This is a genomic window from Streptomyces sp. NPDC050732 (assembly GCF_040654255.1).
In the GTDB taxonomy this organism is placed as follows: domain Bacteria; phylum Actinomycetota; class Actinomycetes; order Streptomycetales; family Streptomycetaceae; genus Streptomyces.
Window position 1 is genome coordinate 14,580 of sequence record NZ_JBFAHP010000022.1, and the last position, 19,955, is coordinate 34,534.

At 71.3% G+C, this 19,955-nt stretch carries 16 protein-coding genes; 10 read left to right on the forward strand and 6 right to left on the reverse strand.

The genetic code is table 11. From position 1 onward, the window contains the following. Positions 1–23: 23 nt before the first annotated feature. The 7 genes from AB0H82_RS20890 to metK all read left to right on the forward strand — a co-directional run bounded on the left by AB0H82_RS20890 (position 24) and on the right by metK (position 6,349). On the forward strand, positions 24–1,139 hold the full coding sequence (locus AB0H82_RS20890; protein WP_362994764.1) for a quinone-dependent dihydroorotate dehydrogenase: 1,116 nt from the start codon (positions 24–26) through the stop codon (positions 1,137–1,139). After that, complete coding sequence (gene pyrF, locus AB0H82_RS20895; RefSeq protein WP_362994766.1) at positions 1,136–1,981, forward strand: orotidine-5'-phosphate decarboxylase; 846 nt, start codon at positions 1,136–1,138, stop codon at positions 1,979–1,981. The genes AB0H82_RS20890 and pyrF overlap by 4 nt, the downstream gene beginning before the upstream one ends. Positions 1,982–2,204: 223 nt before the next feature. Then, positions 2,205–2,531, forward strand: a complete 327-nt coding sequence (locus AB0H82_RS20900; RefSeq protein WP_055564204.1) for an integration host factor — start codon at positions 2,205–2,207, stop codon at positions 2,529–2,531. Between the two features lie 38 nt (positions 2,532–2,569). Next, the gene (gene gmk / locus AB0H82_RS20905) at positions 2,570–3,163 is read left to right on the forward strand and encodes a guanylate kinase (protein WP_362994768.1); all 594 of its coding nucleotides are present in this window, start codon (positions 2,570–2,572) and stop codon (positions 3,161–3,163) included. A 52-nt stretch (positions 3,164–3,215) separates the two neighbouring features. Beyond that, on the forward strand, positions 3,216–3,488 hold the full coding sequence (gene rpoZ, locus AB0H82_RS20910; RefSeq protein ID WP_005319902.1) for a DNA-directed RNA polymerase subunit omega: 273 nt from the start codon (positions 3,216–3,218) through the stop codon (positions 3,486–3,488). 57 nt (positions 3,489–3,545) lie between these two features. After that, the gene (coaBC, locus tag AB0H82_RS20915; protein ID WP_362994771.1) at positions 3,546–4,802 is read left to right on the forward strand and encodes a bifunctional phosphopantothenoylcysteine decarboxylase/phosphopantothenate--cysteine ligase CoaBC; all 1,257 of its coding nucleotides are present in this window, start codon (positions 3,546–3,548) and stop codon (positions 4,800–4,802) included. A 338-nt stretch (positions 4,803–5,140) separates the two neighbouring features. Beyond that, positions 5,141–6,349, forward strand: a complete 1,209-nt coding sequence (gene metK, locus AB0H82_RS20920; RefSeq protein ID WP_055564207.1) for a methionine adenosyltransferase — start codon at positions 5,141–5,143, stop codon at positions 6,347–6,349. A gap of 78 nt (positions 6,350–6,427) precedes the next feature. Here metK and AB0H82_RS20925 read toward each other — a convergent pair whose 3' ends face one another. The 4 genes from AB0H82_RS20925 to AB0H82_RS20940 form a co-directional block, all read right to left on the reverse strand. Continuing rightward, positions 6,428–7,528, reverse strand: coding sequence for a hypothetical protein (locus AB0H82_RS20925; RefSeq protein WP_362994773.1), 1,101 nt, complete (start codon positions 7,526–7,528; stop codon positions 6,428–6,430). Next, a complete protein-coding gene (locus AB0H82_RS20930; RefSeq protein ID WP_362994775.1) occupies positions 7,525–9,426 on the reverse strand; it encodes a hypothetical protein in 1,902 nt (633 codons plus the stop codon). The genes AB0H82_RS20925 and AB0H82_RS20930 overlap by 4 nt, the downstream gene beginning before the upstream one ends. Before the next feature lie 62 nt (positions 9,427–9,488). Next, positions 9,489–10,235 (reverse strand): toll/interleukin-1 receptor domain-containing protein, encoded by a 747-nt coding sequence (locus tag AB0H82_RS20935; protein ID WP_362994777.1) that lies wholly within the window; start codon positions 10,233–10,235, stop codon positions 9,489–9,491. A 43-nt stretch (positions 10,236–10,278) separates the two neighbouring features. Beyond that, complete coding sequence (locus AB0H82_RS20940; protein ID WP_362994779.1) at positions 10,279–11,577, reverse strand: helix-turn-helix transcriptional regulator; 1,299 nt, start codon at positions 11,575–11,577, stop codon at positions 10,279–10,281. Positions 11,578–11,801: 224 nt separating this feature from the next. Here AB0H82_RS20940 and AB0H82_RS20945 point away from each other — a divergent pair, with 224 nt between their 5' ends. Beyond that, complete coding sequence (locus tag AB0H82_RS20945) at positions 11,802–14,006, forward strand: primosomal protein N' (RefSeq protein ID WP_362994781.1); 2,205 nt, start codon at positions 11,802–11,804, stop codon at positions 14,004–14,006. A 402-nt stretch (positions 14,007–14,408) separates the two neighbouring features. Here AB0H82_RS20945 and AB0H82_RS20950 read toward each other — a convergent pair whose 3' ends face one another. After that, positions 14,409–14,975 (reverse strand): hypothetical protein, encoded by a 567-nt coding sequence (locus AB0H82_RS20950; RefSeq protein ID WP_362994783.1) that lies wholly within the window; start codon positions 14,973–14,975, stop codon positions 14,409–14,411. Positions 14,976–15,257: 282 nt separating this feature from the next. Between AB0H82_RS20950 and fmt the strand changes: the two genes are divergently transcribed. Further along, positions 15,258–16,202 carry a methionyl-tRNA formyltransferase gene (gene fmt, locus AB0H82_RS20955; RefSeq protein ID WP_362994785.1) on the forward strand — a complete coding sequence of 315 codons (945 nt, stop codon included), beginning with the start codon at positions 15,258–15,260 and terminating at the stop codon, positions 16,200–16,202. A 34-nt stretch (positions 16,203–16,236) separates the two neighbouring features. Next, the gene (locus AB0H82_RS20960; RefSeq protein WP_362994787.1) at positions 16,237–17,709 is read left to right on the forward strand and encodes a transcription antitermination factor NusB; all 1,473 of its coding nucleotides are present in this window, start codon (positions 16,237–16,239) and stop codon (positions 17,707–17,709) included. Here AB0H82_RS20960 and AB0H82_RS20965 read toward each other — a convergent pair. Continuing rightward, positions 17,690–19,861, reverse strand: coding sequence for an MMPL family transporter (locus AB0H82_RS20965; RefSeq protein WP_362994789.1), 2,172 nt, complete (start codon positions 19,859–19,861; stop codon positions 17,690–17,692). The two genes, AB0H82_RS20960 and AB0H82_RS20965, sit on opposite strands and share 20 nt — an antisense overlap. Positions 19,862–19,955 lie beyond the last annotated feature (94 nt).

Here is a 19,955-nt window from a genome sequence, read left to right on the forward strand (position 1 = left end):
GGTGAGGACCCCCGAGGACACTCATGTACAAGCTCTTCTTCAACGTCGTCTTCAAACGCATGGACCCGGAACAGGCCCACCACCTGGCCTTCCGCTGGATCCGCCTCGCGGCCCGCATCCCTGTGCTGCGCACCTTCGTCGCGGCCGTCCTCGCGCCGCGCCACAAGGAGCTGCGCACCGAGGCCCTCGGGCTTCGGATGCACGGCCCCTTCGGGCTCGCGGCGGGCTTCGACAAGAACGCCGTCGCGATCGACGGCATGTCGATGCTCGGCTTCGACCACATCGAGATCGGCACGGTCACGGGTGAGCCGCAGCCCGGCAACCCCAAGAAGCGGCTGTTCCGCCTCGTGCAGGACCGCGCGCTGATCAACCGCATGGGCTTCAACAACGAGGGCTCGGCGGCCGTGGCGGCCCGCCTGGCGGCCCGCACGGCGGTCTTCAAGACCGTCGTGGGCGTGAACATCGGCAAGACCAAGGTCGTCCCCGAGGAGGAGGCCGCCGCCGACTACGTGAAGTCGACCGAGCGGCTCGCCCGCCACGCCGACTACCTCGTGGTGAATGTCTCCTCGCCCAACACCCCCGGCCTGCGCAACCTCCAGGCCACCGAGTCGCTGCGGCCCCTCCTGACGGCCGTGCGCGAGGCCGCCGACCGCAGCGTCGAGGGCCGCCGCGTCCCGCTGCTCGTCAAGATCGCGCCGGACCTGGCCGACGAGGACATCGACGCGGTCGCCGACCTCGCCGTCGAGCTCGGCCTGGACGGCATCATCGCCACGAACACCACCATCGCGCGCGAGAGCCTCGGTCTGACATCCGAACCCGCCCTCTACGGAGAGACCGGCGGCCTCTCGGGCGCCCCGCTGAAGGAGCGCTCCCTGGAGGTCCTGCGCCGCCTCTACGCGCGCGTGGGCGACCGGATCACGCTCGTGGGCGTCGGCGGCATCGAGAACGCCGAGGACGCCTGGCAGCGCATCCTCGCGGGCGCCACCCTGGTCCAGGGCTACAGCGCCTTCATCTACGAAGGGCCGTTCTGGGGCCGCACGATCCACAAGGGCCTCGCCGCACGCCTGCGGACCAGCCCGTACGCCACCCTCGCCGACGCCGTCGGCGCCGATGTCAGGAAGCGAGAGGTCACCGCATGAGCCCCCTGGAGCCCTTCGGCACGCGCCTGCGCCACGCCATGGACGAGCGCGGCCCCCTGTGCGTCGGCATCGACCCGCACGCCTCGCTGCTCACCGCGTGGGGCCTGAACGACGACATCGCGGGCCTGGAGCGGTTCACGCGGACCGTCGTGGAGGCGCTGGCCGGGACCGTCGCCGTCTTCAAGCCGCAGAGCGCCTTCTTCGAGCGCTTCGGCTCGCGCGGCATCGCCGTCCTGGAGAAGGCGGTCGAGGAGCTGCGGGCCGCCGGCGCCCTGGTCGTCATGGACGCCAAGCGCGGCGACATCGGCTCGACCATGGCCGCGTACGCCGAGACCTTCCTGCGCAAGGACTCGCCGCTCTTCAGCGACGCGCTCACGGTGTCGCCCTACCTCGGCTACGGCTCCCTGAAGCCGGCCGTCGACCTCGCCCGCGAGAGCGGCGCCGGGCTCTTCGTGCTCGCCCTCACCTCCAACCCGGAGGGCGCCGAGGTGCAGCACGCGGTGCGCGAGGACGGGCGGACCGTCGCGGCCACCGTCCTCGGGCACCTCGCGGCGGAGAACGCGGGAGAGACGCCCCTGGGGTCCTTCGGAGCGGTCGTCGGGGCGACGCTGGGCGACCTGTCCTCGTACGACCTCGGCATCAACGGCCCGCTGCTCGCCCCCGGCATCGGGGCGCAGGGCGCGACCCCGGCCGACCTTCCCGGCGTCTTCGGCGCGGCCGTGCGCAACGTCGTGCCGAACGTCAGCCGGGGTGTGCTGCGGCACGGACCCGATGTCACGGCCCTGCGCGACTCCGCGGAGCGCTTCGCGGACGAGATCAGAGCGGCGGTCGGAGCGGCCTGAGAGCGACCGCCGGCTCAAATCCGGGGAGAAATGCCCGATATGTACGGCTCGGCGCAGGCTGACCAGGACTTTTCGTCTGTTCTCGCTGACTCCAGCGGCCATGGCCGCTAGTCTCCGACGAGAGCGAACGGGCAAGCGCGTTGCACGTTGCTCACCAGGTGTGGGGCGACTAGGTTCCTCACCGGTCCGTATCCGACAGTTCGACATCCGAGGTGACGTAGGCGTGGCTCTTCCGCCCCTTACCCCTGAACAGCGCGCAGCCGCGCTCGAAAAGGCCGCCGCGGCTCGCCGGGAGCGGGCCGAGGTCAAGAATCGACTCAAGCACTCCGGTGCCTCTCTCCACGAGGTCATCAAGCAGGGCCAGGAGAACGATGTCATCGGCAAGATGAAGGTCTCCGCCCTCCTGGAGTCCCTGCCTGGCGTGGGCAAGGTCCGCGCCAAGCAGATCATGGAGCGTCTTGGCATCTCCGAGAGCCGCCGTGTGCGCGGTCTCGGCTCCAACCAGATCGCGTCGCTCGAGCGAGAGTTCGGTGGCGGTGCCGCGGGCTGATGTTCTCAGGCACTCCTGAGAACCTGGATAATCGCTGCATGGCTGCAACATCCCGGGGGACGACCCCCGCGCCCCCGGACGTACGTCCGCGGCTGACCGTGCTCTCCGGCCCCTCCGGGGTCGGCAAGAGCACGGTCGTCGCTCATATGCGCAAAGAACACCCCGAGGTCTGGCTCTCGGTCTCCGCCACCACCCGCAAGCCGCGGCCCGGTGAGAAGGACGGCGTCCAGTACTTCTTCGTCTCCGACGAAGAGATGGACAAGCTCATCGCCAACGGTGAGCTGCTGGAGTGGGCCGAGTTCGCCGGCAACCGCTACGGCACGCCGCGGCACGCGGTCCTCAAGCGTCTGGAGGCGGGCGAGCCCGTCCTCCTGGAGATCGACCTGCAGGGCGCGCGCCTGGTGCGCGCATCGATGCCCGAGGCGCAGCTGGTCTTCCTCGCCCCGCCGAGCTGGGAGGAGCTGGTCCGCCGGCTCACCGGCCGGGGGACCGAGGCGCCCGAGGTGATCGAGCGCAGGCTCGCCGCCGCCAAGGTGGAGCTGGCCGCGGAGGCCGAGTTCGACACGACCCTGGTCAACACCTCAGTCGAGGACGTGGCTCGTGAGCTGCTAGCCTTGATGAAGGTTCTTTGATCTTTACCCCTGTCTTGACCCTTCTGGTCTTGACCCCATCGGAAGGCGAAGAGTGTCCTCTTCCATCACCGCGCCCGAGGGCATCATCAACCCGCCGATTGATGAGCTGCTCGAAGCCACCGACTCGAAGTACAGCCTCGTGATCTACGCCGCCAAGCGCGCGCGCCAGATCAACGCGTACTACTCGCAGCTCGGTGAGGGCCTCCTGGAGTACGTCGGCCCCCTCGTGGACACGCACGTCCACGAGAAGCCGCTTTCGATCGCGCTCCGCGAGATCAACGCGGGTCTGCTGACGTCCGAGGCCATCGAGGGCCCGGCCCAGTAAGCGGTTCGTACGTTCACGACAGGCCCGGCAGCACGGCTGCCGGGCCTGTGGTGTGTCATGGAGCAGTACGCATCCGAGTGCGTTTCCGAGTGCGGGGAGACAGAGGCAGTGGCCGAGAAGCCGAAGGTAGTCCTGGGGGTCAGCGGTGGCATCGCCGCCTACAAGGCGTGCGAGCTGCTGCGGCGCCTCACCGAGTCGGGCCATGACGTGCGCGTCGTGCCGACCGCGTCGGCGCTGCACTTCGTCGGCGCCGCGACGTGGTCCGCGCTGTCCGGCAACCCCGTCTCGACCGAGGTCTGGTCCGACGTCCACGAGGTGCCGCACGTCCGCATCGGGCAGCACGCCGACCTCGTGATCGTCGCCCCCGCCACCGCCGACATGCTCGCCAAGGCGGCCCACGGCCTCGCCGACGACCTGCTCACCAACACGCTCCTCACCGCCCGCTGTCCGGTGGTCTTCGCCCCGGCCATGCACACGGAGATGTGGGAGCACCCGGCCACCCAGGAGAACGTGGCCACGCTGCGCCGCCGCGGCGCGCTGGTCGTCGAGCCCGCCGTCGGGCGCCTCACCGGCGTCGACACCGGCAAGGGCCGCTTCCCCGACCCCGTCGAGCTCTTCGAAGTCGTACGCCGCGTCCTCGCCCGGGGGGATCTCGCCCAGGACCTCGCGGGCCGCCACGTCGTCGTGAGTGCCGGCGGCACCCGCGAGCCGCTCGACCCCGTCCGCTTCCTGGGCAACCGCTCCTCGGGCAAGCAGGGCTACGCGCTCGCCCGCAGCGCGGCGGCGCGCGGCGCCCGCGTCACGCTCGTCGCGGCCAACGCGGCGCTGCCCGACCCGGCGGGCGTGGACGTGGTGCCGGTCGGCACCGCCGTGCAGCTGCGCGAGGCGGTCCTGAAGGCCGCGCCGGACGCCGATGCCGTCGTGATGGCGGCCGCCGTGGCCGACTTCCGCCCCGAGACGTACGCGACCGGGAAGATCAAGAAGAAGGACGGCCAGGAACCGGCGCCGATCGCCCTGGTCCGCAACCCCGACATCCTCGCGGAGATCGCGGGGGACAGGACCCGCCCCGGCCAGGTGATCGTCGGCTTCGCCGCGGAGACGGACGACGTCCTGGCCAACGGCCGCGCCAAGCTCGCCCGCAAGGGCTGCGACCTGTTGGTCGTCAACGAGGTCGGCGAGCGCAAGACGTTCGGCGCCGAGGAGAACGAGGCCGTCGTGCTCGGCGCCGACGGCAGCGAAACGCCGGTGCCCCACGGCCCCAAGGAAGCCCTCGCGGACACGGTCTGGGACCTGGTCGCGCAGCGGCTTTCCTGACAGCCGCCCGGGCACCTGTCGCACACCATTTTCGTCTTCTGGCGGAACTTGGCCACATTCTGACGCCTCTCTTGACGAGGTCTCCGCAGGCAGGGCTCAATGTCACCTTCGCCTCATCGGGCGCCTCAAACCCGGGGAAAACGGGCGCGAGGCCGCCCTGTGGAGGACGATCGTCGTACCGCGCAAGACAGTGCCGCAGGTCACAGGCCTCCCAAGTGGCGAGACATGTGGACCGGCGGCCGAGTGTGACCGATAAACTGGTCTCGGACGACGCCGGGCGCAGCTCCCGGCCGTCCACCCATGATCAGCCAGCAGCCGCTGCAACCACAGGGAGCGATGTGTCCCGGCGCCTCTTCACCTCGGAGTCTGTGACCGAGGGTCACCCCGACAAGATCGCTGACCAGATCAGCGACACCATTCTCGACGCGCTTCTGCGGGAGGACCCCACCTCCCGCGTCGCCGTGGAGACGCTGATCACCACCGGCCTCGTCCACGTGGCCGGCGAGGTCACGACGAAGGCGTACGCGCCGATCGCGCAGCTCGTGCGCGACAAGATCCTCGAAATCGGCTACGACTCCTCGAAGAAGGGCTTCGACGGCGCCTCCTGTGGCGTCTCGGTGTCCATCGGCTCGCAGTCCCCCGACATCGCGCAGGGCGTCGACACGGCGTACGAGAAGCGTGTCGAGGGCGATGAGGACGAGCTCGACAAGCAGGGCGCGGGCGACCAGGGCCTGATGTTCGGGTACGCCTGCGACGAGACCCCGGAGCTCATGCCGCTCCCGATCCACCTCGCGCACCGTCTCTCGCGCCGCCTCTCCGAGGTGCGCAAGAACGGGACGATCCCCTACCTCCGCCCCGACGGCAAGACCCAGGTCACCATCGAGTACGACGGCGACAAGGCCGTCCGCCTAGACACGGTCGTGGTCTCCTCGCAGCACGCGAGCGACATCGACCTGGACTCGCTCCTCGCTCCCGACATCCGGGAGTTCGTGGTCGAGCCCGAGCTGAAGGCCCTCCTTGAGGACGGCATCAAGCTGGAGACCGAGGGCTACCGCCTGCTGGTCAACCCCACGGGACGCTTCGAGATCGGCGGCCCGATGGGCGACGCCGGCCTGACCGGCCGCAAGATCATCATCGACACGTACGGCGGCATGGCCCGCCACGGCGGCGGCGCCTTCTCCGGCAAGGACCCGTCCAAGGTGGACCGCTCCGCCGCCTACGCGATGCGCTGGGTCGCCAAGAACGTCGTCGCGGCCGGCCTCGCGGCCCGCTGCGAGGTCCAGGTCGCGTACGCCATCGGCAAGGCCGAGCCGGTCGGTCTCTTCGTCGAGACCTTCGGTACGGCCACGATCGACACGGACAAGATCGAGACGGCCATCGGCGAGGTCTTCGACCTGCGCCCGGCCGCGATCATCCGCGACCTCGACCTGCTCCGCCCGATCTACTCGCAGACCGCCGCGTACGGGCACTTCGGCCGGGCGATCCCCGACTTCACGTGGGAGCGCACGGACCGCGTGGACGCGCTGCGGAAGGCGGCGGGGCTGTAAGCCCCCTTGCTCCTGGCCTCGGGCCCGGCTCTCCTTCGGGAGGACCGGGCCCGAGCCCGTTGAAAAAGGGCGAGATGGTCAGGATGCGGAAGCGGGCGGGGCCGGTTCCGCTCCATTGGGAGATGCCGTATCGGCGGAAACTGTCCTTGCGGTGAAGCGACGACGTATCTCGCGGGCCGCGTGTTCGTCCCACTCCTCGATGTTCATGGCCACTTGTTCGGCGAGCAGCAGGCACTCCTCGTCCCCAGGCGTGCGTCCCAGTCCTCGAACGAAATCTGCGAATGTTTTTGCCGGGTCCGGCGCGGTGGGTTCCTGTGGTCTGGAGGGTTCACTGAACTCCCCGAAGCCATTGAGCGTGGGAGGTTCGGCTGTGAACGGTGAGAACGCCTCTGGAACGAGGTGCCGGAATGGCTCGGAGACTTCTTCGTTGTTGGCTGCGGACGTGAGACGGGCCAGCAGGCCTATGTCGTTGACTGCCTTCTCCACCTGGTCGTCGTTCTTCGCGAGCCACCACACGACCGCACTGCCGGTGTCCCGCAGGACGTCGCCGCCCAGGTACTCACGTTTGTTGCGTTCGTAATTGCGCTCGTGTTCCCAGAGGTCCTCGTTCTTGCGGATGGCGGCGAGCCGCTCCAGCCGCTGCTGGTCGTCTTCCGGGAGAACGAGGACGACATCCAAGGCCATAGCGCGGATGTGGCCCCCCGGCCCCGTTTCCATGACCCCCAGAGCGCCGCTGAGCTCATGCTGGACGAGGGAGCTTCTGAAGGGCTTGCGGCCCGACGTCACAGCTCGGGCGCGCTCGATGACGGCGTCCATTGCTAGCGCGCCCGCGTTGATGTGCGAGACATCGGCTGAGGGATCGGCCGGGCACCAGCGGATCGTGGCCGAGAACAGGAAGTCGTAGTCCGCCAGCTGACTGGGCAGGGAGATCCGGTCCACGTACACCTCGCGGCGCTCGACCGGAGCGATGGGTTGGTCGGGCACCGTGCCGGGCGGGAACAGGTCTCGCCTGCGGGCTCGCGTAGCGGCCGTGGCCGCCACGGCGAGCGTGGACAGCAGGACGGCTGCAGCTGCGGGCCACACCCAGAGGGGCCAGTCGAGGCAGAGACCGAGGATGAGTACGAGCAGTGCGCCGATGAGAGTGAGGAAAACCGAGACGGTCTTCTGGCCGGTGCTCATGATGGGGATGCCTCCTGCGGCTGTGGCGTGGTCGGATTCTGTGAGAGACGCGTGGCCTGTGCCGCGCTGATCTTCCGAAGGAGGAACGCGGAAAGATCGGGGTGAGAGTGCTCGCGGGCTGCTGCGTAGAGGTGGTTGAGGACGGCGTATCGGGGGCCGGCCGCGCACACCAGGACGTCGAGGAGCCTGTCCGCGATCACATGGTCGTCGGTGACATCGGCGGCAGAGATCCACGCGTCGGCGCAGGCGCTCCAACGCCGCCGCTCGGCACGGTCGAAGACAGCGGCCCATCCCGTCGTGAGCCAGCTTCGGGTGTTGGATGAGCGGAGGAAAGGCTTGGGAAGCCTGGCCGGAGTGGTGAGGTCGAGAAACAATTCGGTGTCCGGCCACCGGTGGGTGTCGGACGACGAGACGAGGCGGTACAAGAGCCGTCGGCGAAGTCGCAGGTCCTCGGGGTCGTTGGTGACGTACCGCAGGAGGGCTTCCCGGGCAACTCCCGTGGAGCGCTCGTGGCGGGCCATGTGGTGCAGACGGACCAGTGCGGCTTCGGGGTGGCGAACCGACATGACTTTCTCGCAGACTTCGACGAGTACTTGGCGCAGGCTGTCGGACAGTTGGCGTTTGGACCAGTCGTAGATCTGACGCCTCAGCTTCCCGCCACACGCTTCGCTGGGGACGCTCCGCTCGAGAAGCTGTGCCGCAGCTCGCCACTGCTCCCTTGGCGCCGAATCGCGAGTCCAGAGTTCGACGAGAGCGATCAGCTCCCCTGCGTCCTGGGTCGACAGACAGAGATCGGTGAAGCGTCGGACCAGACTGTCCCGGTCGGCGTCGGCGAGATCGGGCAGGGCGTGGACTTGGCCGACCCAGGTGCGCAAGGGAGGTCTGAGGTCCGGCCTGGTGGTCCAGAAGTGCCGACGCACCGCAGCTGCGAAGCCGAGCCTCTCGAAGGTGACTCGGCAGTTCTCGTCCGAGAGGGCGTCGATAGTCGCCAGGCGTTCGTCGAGGCCCGGGTGTTCCAGGAGGGGGCGAACCTCCGCAGGGGCTCCGACGGCTGAGAGCAGGGCCGCCGTGGCCTGGTGCACGGCCTCGGACCGTGCGCCGTGGAGGAGCGCCGACGACAGGAGCAGGGCGCGCTGGGCCCCTTTGCGTAAGTGGGGGACGAGTGCAGCGACCTCGGGTCCGCGGTCGGTCTGTGCCGCGACGGCCCGCGCGCACCAGGCGTCGAAGGTGTTTTGCTCGTGCTCCGCCGCCCGCACGGACAGGATTCGGTCCCCCAGCAGCGCCAGCTCCCGCATCGGTGGCTCCTTCTCGACGAAGGAGAGCAGGACCCGGGGAGGTGGGTCGCAGATTCTGACGTCCAGACCGCCGCAGCGGAGATGGCGGATGATCACTTCCATGCCGTCCGGTCGCTCGATCTTCTTGCGTAGTGCGAGGAATTCGGGCGCCAGTCGGTTCGGCTGCAGCGCCGGGAGAACGACGGCCAGGTGGGCCTGCTTTCTCTGCACTGTGTGGTAGAAGTCCCACAGCTGTGTCTGGACGGTGTTCCAGAGGCTTTCGTCGGCGGCTGACAGGTCGAGGAGCATGCGGTCCTGCTCACCGATGTCGTCCGGTGACAGACGCGCCCCCTTTCCTTCGTCCAATTCGGTGCTGAGTTCGTGATAGGTCCCTGTCGAGCGGGGCAGTTCACACAACAAGACACGGGCAGCGGAACTTCTTCCGCTGCCCGGAGCTCCGTCGAGGAAGAGGATGCCGCGGGACTCCAAAACGTCGTAGGCGGAGTTGAAGTGCGCTGGCCGGGCGAATTGCTGCTGAAGATGGCGCAGTTGACTTTCGGCCACCCGTCGGCGTGCGGTGGGCGGGGCCTTCAGCAGGTTTTCCGACGTCAATGTGACGTACATGTCCCCGGGTCCGCTGTTGACGGCCCCGGTCGGGCCTGAGAACCCCGTATGGGAGTCGCCACTCACCGTTCGTCGTCCTTGTCTCGCCCACTCCGTGCCGCACCGAAGTCCTGCCGAATGCCGCCGTGATTGTCGCCCGCGACGAAAGTTGAAATCGAGTCGTCGCCGGTGACGTGCGCCGAGTTGTTGTAGAGATTGCCAGGGCCTGTGTGGACGGGCCCCTGCGAGCCCCTGATGACAGTGCCCGCGTCACCGTGGACGGTGCCGGCCTGGACGACGGTGCCGCCGTACGCGGTGTCCACGGTGTTCTGTGCAGCATTCAAGGAGGAGTTCTTGGCCGCGACCTCTTCGGCTTTCGCCAGTTCCGGGATCAGATCGGTGAGCGCGTCGCCGATGCGCTGCATGTCGTACGCGTCGTTCTGGTTGTCGTACCTCAGCGTCTGGCAGTCGGCGAGGCGGGCGAGAGGCTTGGGAAGGCAACTTCTCGTAGGCCGTTCGGTGCGGCGCCCAGCCAGGATCGGTATCACGGGTATGCCGCAGCGAAATGCTTCCAGGATCTCTTTGCGCACCCAGTCGTCCGTACGGTGCAGGGCTGGGTGGCCGATCCAGTCGGGGCCGATGACGGCCAGGAGTACGCCGCTTCGGCGGACTCCGCGCGTCAGCTCATCGTCGAAGAATGCGCCGGGTCGGATGGACTGGCTCGCACGGAAGATCCGGTCCTTACCGAACCGGGCCGTGAGCTTGTTGTGCAGGGTCGTGGCGGTCTGGTCGCCGTCACCTGTGCGGTAGTTCACAAAGACGTCGGGCATGGCGGAACGACCTCTTTCTCCGGGTGGGATGGGGAGATTTCGCTCAGTGACCGAGAGGCGTGAGCGCTGCGGTGAGGTGCGGGGAAATCGCCAGGAATGCCGGGCGGTGTGGATGGCGGGCCAGGGCGCGTTCGAGTCGGCGGAGATCGGTGGTGATGGTCGCCGAGCCCACACAGCTCGTGGTCCGCAGAAGACTGCCCGCCAGTTCGCAGGCGTAGTCAAGCTCCCCGGCGGCCGCGTGCGCGAGGGCACGGCGCACGCCGTATCTCGCTTGAGTGCGCAGGGCATGCCCCGGGATGCGGACGCATTCGCGATCCAAGTGTTCGGCGGCCTCCCGCGGCCTGCCGAGGTCCACCAGACACCATCCGGTGATCATGTCGGCGGGGTTCCCGAGGTGCGTGGTCCCCAGGGTCGGGGCGCCGGTCTCGCTGGCGGCCGTGGAGAGGAGCTCGCGCGCCGAGTCCAGAGCGCGCATAGCGGAGTCGTAATCGCCCGCCAACGCGTGGCCCTGGGCCTCGCGCTGCGCGGCGAGCCCGCGGATGCGGTGGACGAGCCGCGGCGAGCGGGCGCGCGCGGCCAGGGCGATCGTGTCGGCGGAGTTTCCCTGGTAATACGTGATCAAAGCTCGACGCACCAGCGCGTAGGACGCCAGATCCTGCTCGCCGGCGATGTCGGCCAGGTCGACGGCATGGTCTGTCCAGCGCAGCGCCGCTTCGTCGTCACCGGACTCCTCCGCCATCCAGCCGGCATACTCCGCGTAACGGGCCGCGAGGCCCCATAATTTTCGGCCGGTGCGTGGGCCGGTTCGGGCAGCAAGTACGCACAGTGAATCCGTCTGCTCAGCGAGGCCGGGCAGGATGGTACTCGCCGGAGACATCTGCCCGAGGCGGCGGTACTGATGGAACAGGGCATAGGAGATTTCCAGGAGATTCGAGCCCATCGGCTCGGCCGCCCCGGCTGGGGCGGCAGCCTCCGGTATGGCTAGGAGCGAGGCCGCGCCGACGGCCATCGCATGTCGCCTGCTCGGCCCCATCGCACGCTTCGTGCCCATTTCGGCCAGTGGACCGTCTGCCCTCCGAGGCCTTGTCGGGACGAGTGAGACCAGGACGCCATCGGTGTGCAGCGCCGCATCACAGAGCCTGGCCAATCCAAGGCTGGGCCGCTTCTTCCCGGTTTCTACCTTGCTGATCTGGCCCTTGCTGTAGTGGACCGCCGCAGCGAGTTCTGTGAGCGTGAGACCGGCCGCTATTCGGGCGCGGCGGAGCTCGGCTCCGAACCTCGCCGGTTGTTCCTGCACAGGAACTCCCATCTGCCCCATGCCCAGGCGATGCCGGGCATCCATCGGTGGACGTCAGCGTCGTGCCCGCGCGATGACACCGGCAAGCCCGTGGACTGTGTTTCCCGTTTCCACTTTGACCTGCGCTTCCTTTCCGAGGTGGAAGGCAACCTGACGGCCAGACCGCTGTCGAGATGGCCGAACCGGCCACTGGCGTGGCTGGTCCATGCTGTCGCCGCTCGACGTTCGCGACCGGTCGGGTGTCAGTGGGGTCTGGTAGGAATGCAGCTGTGAGCAGGGAGAACGAAGGGTCCGGGGTGGGGGGAGACGAGGAGCCGGAGCAGCTTGCGCTCATTCGGGAGTCGGTGCGCAAGGCCAAGGTGCCGCGGGCCAAGCCGCGGACGTGGCGGGGGGCCGCGCTGGCCAAGGAGCTGCCGGTGGCGCGGGTGCTCGTCGACAAGGGCGTGCTCCATCTCGACCGGTATTTCGACTACGCCGTGCCCGAGGAGCTGGACGACGCGGCGCAGCCCGGGGTGCGGGTGCGGGTGCGGTTCGGGGCCGGGGCGCGGAACGTGCGGGACGGGCGGCGCGAGGGCGGCGGTCTGATCGACGGGTTCATCGTCGAGCGGTGCGCCGAGACCGAGTACAGGGGGCCGTTGGCCGCGCTCGCGCAGGTCGTGTCTCCTGAGCCCGTGCTGTCGCCCGGGCTGCTTGAGTTGGCGCGGGCCGTCGCCGACCGGTATGCGGGCAGCCTCGCCGATGTGCTGCAGCTGGCGGTTCCGCCGCGGCACGCGCGGGCCGAGGCGCGGGTGTCGCCCGAGCCGCCGGCCCCGCCGGCCGCCCCCGACGCGGGGACCTGGCGGCGGTACGGGCACGGGCCCGAGTTCCTGCGGGCCCTTGCCGCGGGAGGCGCGCCGCGTGCCGTGTGGACCGCGCTGCCCGGGCCGCAGTGGGCCGAGGAGATCGCCCGCGCCGTGCAGGCCACGCTCGCCTCGGGGCGCGGCGCGCTCGTCGTCGTACCGACCGGGCGGCCCGCCGCGCGCGTGGACGCCGCGCTCACCGGACTGCTCGGTCCGGGGCAGCACGCGCTGCTGACCGCGGACGCCGGGCAGGAGCGGCGGTATCAGGAGTGGCTCTCCGTGCGGCGCGGGGCCGTGCGTGCCGTCGTCGGCACCCGGGCCGCGATGTTCGCGCCGGTCCGGGACCTGGGCCTGGTCGTCGTCTGGGACGACGGGGACTCCAGCCACAGCGACGACCGCGCGCCCTTTCCGCACGTGCGGGAAGTCCTGGAGCTTCGGGCCACGCGGGACAAGTGCGGCTTCCTGCTGGGGAGTTGGAGCTGCACCGTGGAGGCGGCGCAGCTTGTCGAGAGCGGGTGGGCCGCGCCGCTCGTCGCCGACCGCGAGCAGGTGCGGGGGGCCGCTCCGCTCGTGCGGACCGTGGGCGACGGTGACCTGGCGCGGGACGAGGCGGCGCGCGCCGCGCGGCTGCCGTCGCTGGCGTGGCAGGTCGCGCGGGAGGGGCTGAAGCACGGTCCCGTTCTGGTGCAGGTGCCGCGCCGCGGCTATGTGCCGAGGCTCGCCTGCGAGCGGTGCCGTGAGCCCGCGCGCTGCCGGCGGTGCGCCGGGCCGCTGGAGGCGCAGGAGAGCGGTGCCGCCCTGCGGTGCGGCTGGTGCGGGGTGGAGGAAGCGGCCTGGCACTGCGAGGCCTGCGGCGCCTTCCGGCTGCGGGCGCAGGTCGTCGGGGCGCGCCGGACCGCCGAGGAGCTGGGGCGGGCGTTCCCCGCGGTGCCGGTGCGGACGTCGGGCCGGGAGCAGGTCCTCGACACGGTGCCGGACGCGCCGGCGCTCGTGGTCAGTACACCGGGGGCGGAGCCCGTCGCCGAGGGCGGTTACGCGGCCGCGCTGCTGCTCGACGGGTGGGCGATGCTCGGGCGGCCCGACCTGCGGGCGGGCGAGGACGCGCTGCGCCGGTGGATCGGGGCCTCCTCGCTCGTCCGGCCGCAGGGCGCGGGCGGCACGGTGGTGGTGGTCGCCGAGCCGACGCTGCGGCCCGTGCAGGCGCTGGTGCGGTGGGATCCCGTGGGGCACGCGGTGCGGGAGCTCGCCGAGCGGGCCGAGCTCGGGTTTCCGCCGGTGTCGCGGATGGCGGCGGTGTCCGGACCGCCCGAGGCGCTCGCGGAGTTCCTGTCCGCCGCGGAACTGCCGCCGGACGCGGTGGTGTTGGGGCCTGTTCCGGTGTGGGACGGGGGTGGGGGTCCCGCCCCCGGTGCCGGGGGTTCGCGGCGGGGTGCGGGGGCTGGTGCTGCTGCTGGTGCGTCCGCCGGAGAGGCGTGGGAGCGGGTGCTGATCCGGGTGCCGCCGGGCAGCGGTTCCGCTCTCGCCGCCTCCTTGAAGGTGGCGCAGGCCGCGCGGATGGCCCGGGGGGCCAAGGGCGCTCGGGAGGCGGGGGGCGAGGCGGTGCGGGTCCGGGTGGATCCGCCGGACATCGGGTGACCGCGTCGGACGGATGACGGCACGGAGCTGCCCCCTCGCCCTTGGCGGAGGAACGAGGGGGCAGCGGTCGGGGGGGGGAGAGATGGGTTGGCGGTGGGCGTCGGTCGTTGCGCGGGCGGCGGCCGGGTGCGTTAGCCGTTGTGCGGACTGCGGACTGCGGACTGCGGACTGCGGACTGCGGCGGGCGGTGTGCGGCCGCCGTTGCGTGTCAGCCGACGCGCGGGTGGCGGCCATGTGCGTCAGCCGTCGCGCCTCCTCCGTCGCGCGGACTGCGGCTGTGTGCGTCAGCCGTGGCGCGGGCTGGCCGGTGTGCGTCAGCCGACGCACGTCAGCCGTGACGTGGGCTGGCCGGTGTGCGTCAGCCGACGCGTGGGCCGGGCGGTGGGCGTCGGCCGACGCACGTCAGCCGTTGCGCGGGCCCGGGAAGGCGTTCGGCCTGGGCTCGTCGCGGAGTGTGGGGCTGCCCGCGGTGGGCTGGGTCGGCATCGTGCGGGCGGCGGGGACGGACGGCAGCGGGACGCCGACCGGGAGCGGTCGCGTGGCCGTGGACGTCACCGTGGACGTCACGGCCGGCGCCGGGGTCTCCGCGGCGCGCTCCGCCTCGGCCGCCGCCTGCGTGGTGGCCCGGCGCGCGCCGTACCGGCGGTGGACCGCCTGCTTGGTGACGCCGAGGGCCGAGCCCACCGCGTCCCACGAGAAGCCGAGCGAACGGTCGAAGTCCACCGCCGCGGTGACCAGCGTCTCGACGCTGTCCCGCAGTTCCTGGGCGAGGCGGACGGTCGGGGCGGGAGCCCGCCCGTACACGACGAAGCCCGCGGAGGGGCTGGAGCGGCGCGGGCGGTAGACGTTGCCGAGCTGGGCGGTCAGGGTGCGCAGTGCATCCACCTGCCGGCGGACCCGCTCGATGTCCCGCACCAGGAGGTGCAGGCTGGCTCGTGCCTGGGCGTCGTGGGTTGCGTGGTCGGCCATGAACAAGCCTCTCGAACCGGCGTTGAAAAGGATCGGGCCGCATCGGTGGCCCGTTGTGGTCAACTCTTTCTTGACCAACGCGCTAGCTCGTGTGGGGTCACGGTGCAGGGGCGTATGCGCATATGCACGGGGCGCGCGCCGCTTCGTACGCCCCCAGGAGCGTCAACCCCAGGCCTCGGGAAGACCGTCCGGGGCGCGCTCCCGGAGCGGCCCATAGACTGGTGCGCTGCCGTCGCCCCACCCCACTGACCACCACTGACCAGAGATCCGAGGTACCCCTCAGTGAAGCTCGTCTTCGCAGGCACTCCCGAGGTCGCCGTCCCCGCCCTGGACGCCCTGATCGCCTCCGACCGGCACGAGGTGGCCGCCGTCGTGACCCGCCCGGACGCGCCCGCGGGCCGGGGCCGCAGGCTGGTGGCGAGCCCGGTCGCGGAGCGTGCGGAGGAGGCCGGCATCGAGGTGCTCAAGCCCGCGAAGCCGCGCGACGAGGAGTTCCTGGCGCGGCTGCGGGAGATCGGCCCCGACTGCTGTCCCGTCGTCGCCTACGGCGCGCTGCTGCCCAAGGTCGCCCTGGACATCCCGGCCCACGGCTGGGTCAACCTGCACTTCTCACTGCTGCCCGCCTGGCGCGGCGCCGCACCGGTGCAGCACGCGGTGCTGGCGGGCGACGAGATCACCGGCGCCTCCACCTTCCTGATCGAACAGGGCCTCGACTCCGGTCCGGTGTACGGGACGGTCACCGAGGAGGTGCGGCCCACCGACACCAGCGGTGACCTGCTGACCCGGCTCGCCTTCGCGGGCTCGGGGCTGCTCGTCGCGACCATGGACGGCATCGAGGACGGCAGCCTGAAGGCGGTGCCGCAGCCCGCCGACGGCGTCACCCTCGCCCCCAAGCTCACGGTCGAGGACGCGCAGGTGGACTGGGCGGCGCCCGCGCTGCGGGTGGACCGCGTCGTCCGCGGCTGCACGCCCGCGCCGGGCGCCTGGACGGTGTTCCGCGGCGAGCGGCTGAAGATCATCCAGGCCGCGCAGGTCCCGGACCGCACGGATCTCGCGCCCGGTGAGCTGTCGGCCGCCAAGAACAACGTGTACGTGGGTTCCGGATCGCACGCCGTCGAGCTGCTCTGGGTCCAGCCGCAGGGCAAGAAGCCGATGCGCGGCGCGGACTGGGCGCGCGGGGTGCGGATCGCCTCCGGCGAGCGGGTGGGCGCGGGCGACGTAGGCTAGGTGGGTTCGACCCGTACCAGCAGCGGAGCACCTTGTGAACGACCAGCCGAACCGGCGACCCCGTAACCCGGCAGGCAAGTCCGGCAAGTCCGGTAAGCCCGTCAAGCCGGGGAAGCCCTACCGCCGCCCGCAGAAGGACCCGGTCCGCATCCTCGCCTTCGAGGCGCTGCGGGCCGTGGACGAGCGCGACGCCTACGCGAACCTCGTCCTGCCGCCCCTGCTGCGCAAGGCCAGGGAGAAGGACGAGAACTTCGACGCGCGGGACGCGGCGCTCGCCACCGAGCTGGTCTACGGCACGCTGCGTAGGCAGGGGACGTACGACGCGATCGTGGCGGCCTGCATCGACCGGCCGCTGCGCGAGGTCGATCCGCCGGTCCTCGACGTGCTCAACCTCGGCGTGCACCAGCTGCTCGGCACGCGCATCCCGACGCACGCCGCCGTCTCCGCCTCCGTGGAGCTGGCGCGCGTCGTCCTCGGCGACGGGCGGGCCAAGTTCGTCAACGCCGTGCTGCGCAAGGTCGCGCAGCACGATCTCGACGCCTGGGTGGAGAAGGTCGCGCCGCCCTACGACGAGGACGCCGAGGAACACCTCGCCGTCGTCCACTCGCATCCCCGCTGGGTCGTCTCGGCGCTGTGGGACGCGCTCGGCGGCGGCCGCGCCGGCATCGAGGACCTCTTGGAGGCGGACAACGAACGGCCCGAGGTGACGCTGGTGGCGCGGCCCGGCCGTACCACCGCCGACGACCTCCTCGACTCCGTCGGCGAGGACTCCGCGCTGCCGGGGCGCTGGTCGCCGTATGCCGTGCGGATGAGCGAAGGCGGTGAGCCGGGCTCCCTGGAGGCGGTGCGCGAGGGGCGTGCGGGCGTGCAGGACGAGGGCAGCCAGCTGGTCGCGCTCGCGCTGGCGAACGTGCCGCTCGACGGCTCCGACGAGAAGTGGCTCGACGGCTGCGCGGGTCCCGGCGGCAAGGCGGCCATGCTCGCCGGCCTCGCCGCCCAGCGGGGCGCCAGGCTCGTCGCCTCCGAGAAGCAGCCGCACCGGGCCGGTCTCGTCGCGCAGGCGCTCGCGGGCAACCCCGGCCCCTACCAGGTCATCGCGGCGGACGGCACCCGTCCGCCGTGGCGGCCCGGCACCTTCGACCGCGTCCTGATGGACGTGCCGTGCACCGGGCTCGGCGCGCTGCGCCGCCGCCCCGAGGCCCGCTGGCGCCGCCGCCCGCAGGACCTGGACGGCTTCGCCCCGCTCCAACGCGGGCTGCTGCGCACGGCGTTGGAGTCCGTCCGTGTCGGCGGTGTCGTCGGCTACGCCACGTGCTCGCCGCACCTCGCCGAGACGCGGGCCGTCGTGGACGACGTGCTCAAGCAGACCGGCGGCGCCGAACTCATCGACGCGCGGCCGCTGTTGCCGGGTGTTCCGGCGCTGGGGGACGGGCCCGACGTGCAGTTGTGGCCGCATCTGCACGGGACGGACGCGATGTATCTGGCGCTCATTCGCCGGACGGCCTGACCGCCTCCGACTCCGTACGGTCCGGTGGTTCCGTGCGGTCCGGTTCGGGCCGTGCGGCCAGCGCGTGCGGCCACCACACCTTCGGACCCACGTCCAGGAACAGTGACGTGACGAGGATCGACCGTACGACGAACGTGTCGAGCAGGACGCCGAGCGCCACCGCGAAGCCGATCTCGGCGAACGCGACCATCGGGAGCGTGCCGAGCGCGGCGAACGTGCCCGCGAGGACCAGGCCCGCCGAGGTGATCACCGCGCCGGTCGCGGCGAGGCCCGTCAGGACGCCCGCGCGGGTGCCCTGGTGGCCCGCCTCCTCGCGGATGCGGGTCGACAGGAAGATGTTGTAGTCGATGCCGAGCGCCACCAGGAACACGAAGACGAAGAGCGGGAAGTCGGTCGGCTCGCCCGCGTAGTCGAAGAGGTGGCGGAAGGCGAGCGCGCTCAGGCCGAGCGCGGTGGCGAAGGACAGGACCACCGTGGCGATCAGGAGGAGCGGGGCGACCACGGCGCGCAGCAGCACGGCGAGGATCAGCAGGACCACGACCAGGACCAGCGGGATGATCAGCTTGTTGTCGTGGGCCGTGGCGCGGTCCATGTCGAGCAGGGCCGCCGTGCCGCCGCCCACCCGCGCGTCCGCGTCCGGGACGGCGTGGACGGCGTCGCGCACCCGCTCCACGGTCCGCTTGGCGGCCGCGCTGTCGGACGGGTCGGCCGCCGTCGCCTCGAACAGCACCTTGCCGTCGTGCTCGGCCTTGGTCCCCGGCGGGCGGGCGACGCTGTCGGGCACCACGCCCCGGGTCTTCCGGACGGCCTCGGCGACGTCGTCGCCCCGCGCCGAGTCGGTCACGACGACCAGCGGGTCGCCGGAGCCCGCGGGGAAGTACCTCGCCTGCACCTCCTGGCCGGTGATCGAGTCCGGTTTGTCGGTGAACGCGTCGGCGTTGCTGAGCCCCTCGGCCCGCAGCTGCAGCAGCCCGAGGGAGAGCAGGGCGAGGGCCGCCGCCGTGATGCCCCAGATCAGCCGCGGGCGGCGGTCGATGCGCCGGCCCGTGCGCGCCCAGACGCCGCGCTCGGTCGGCTCGGGGGAGCCGACGTGCGGGATCAGCGGCCAGAAGAACCACCGGCCGAAGATGACGAGGAGGGCGGGGAAGAGCGACAGCATCGCCAGGAGGCCCACCGTGACGCCGATCGCGGCGACCGGGCCGAGGCCGCTCGTCGAGTTCATCTCGGCGGCGAGCAGCACCAGCATGCTCAGGACGACGGTCGCGCCGGACGCGAGGACCGCGGGTCCTGCCCGGTGCAGGGCGAGCGCCATCGCCTCGTGGCGGTCCTCGTGGCGGCGCAGTTCTTCGCGATAGCGAGCGACCAGGAGCAGCGCGTAGTCCGTCCCCGCGCCGAACACGAGCACGGTCAGGATGCCCGCGCTCTGGCCGTTGACGGTGAGGTCCGCGTGTTCGGCGAGCAGGTAGATGAGGGCCTGGGCCGTGAACAGCGCGGTGATCACGGCGAGCAGCGGGGCCAGGAGCAGCGTCGGGCTGCGGTAGGTGAACAGCAGGATCACGACGACGATGCCCGCCGCCGCGAGCAGCAGCGTCGAGTCGATGCCCTCGAAGGCCTCGGCGGAGTCCGCGGCCGTGCCACCAGGGCCGGTGACGTGCACGGCCAGCCCGTCGCCGCCGTCGCCGACTCGCTCCCGGACGGCGTCGACGGCCGGACCGATGCGCTCCCAGCCCTCCGCGTCCATGGTGATCGGGACGAACACCTGGGCCGCCTCGGCGCCCGCCTTCTTGTCGTAGACGGGGCCGCGGGTCTCGGCGCCCCGGGTCCCGTGGTCGCGCAGCGCCTTCGCCTGCCGCACGTCCTCGGCGATCCGTGCGCGGTCCGCCGCGGTGAGGCCGTCTTCGCGGGCGTACACGACGATGACGGGGATCGCCTCGGGCCTGAAGTCGGCGGAGATGTCCAGGACTTGGGTGGATTCCGCGGAGCCGGGCAGCCAGGACTCCGCGTCGTTCTCCTGGGCGCCGGTGAGCTTCTGGGCGAGCGGCGCGGCGACGATCAGCACCGCCAGCCAGAACAGCACCACCAGCCACTTGGTGCGCCGCCCGCACACCAGCCACGCGACCCCGCGCCGCTCCTGCCGCCGTCCGTCCGCCATGGCTTCCCCCCGCTTGCCGTGCGCGGTGCCGCTGGACCGCCCAGCATGGCACTCGGCGGGTGCGCGCGGGAGCCGCTGTGCCCGTGCGGTGGAC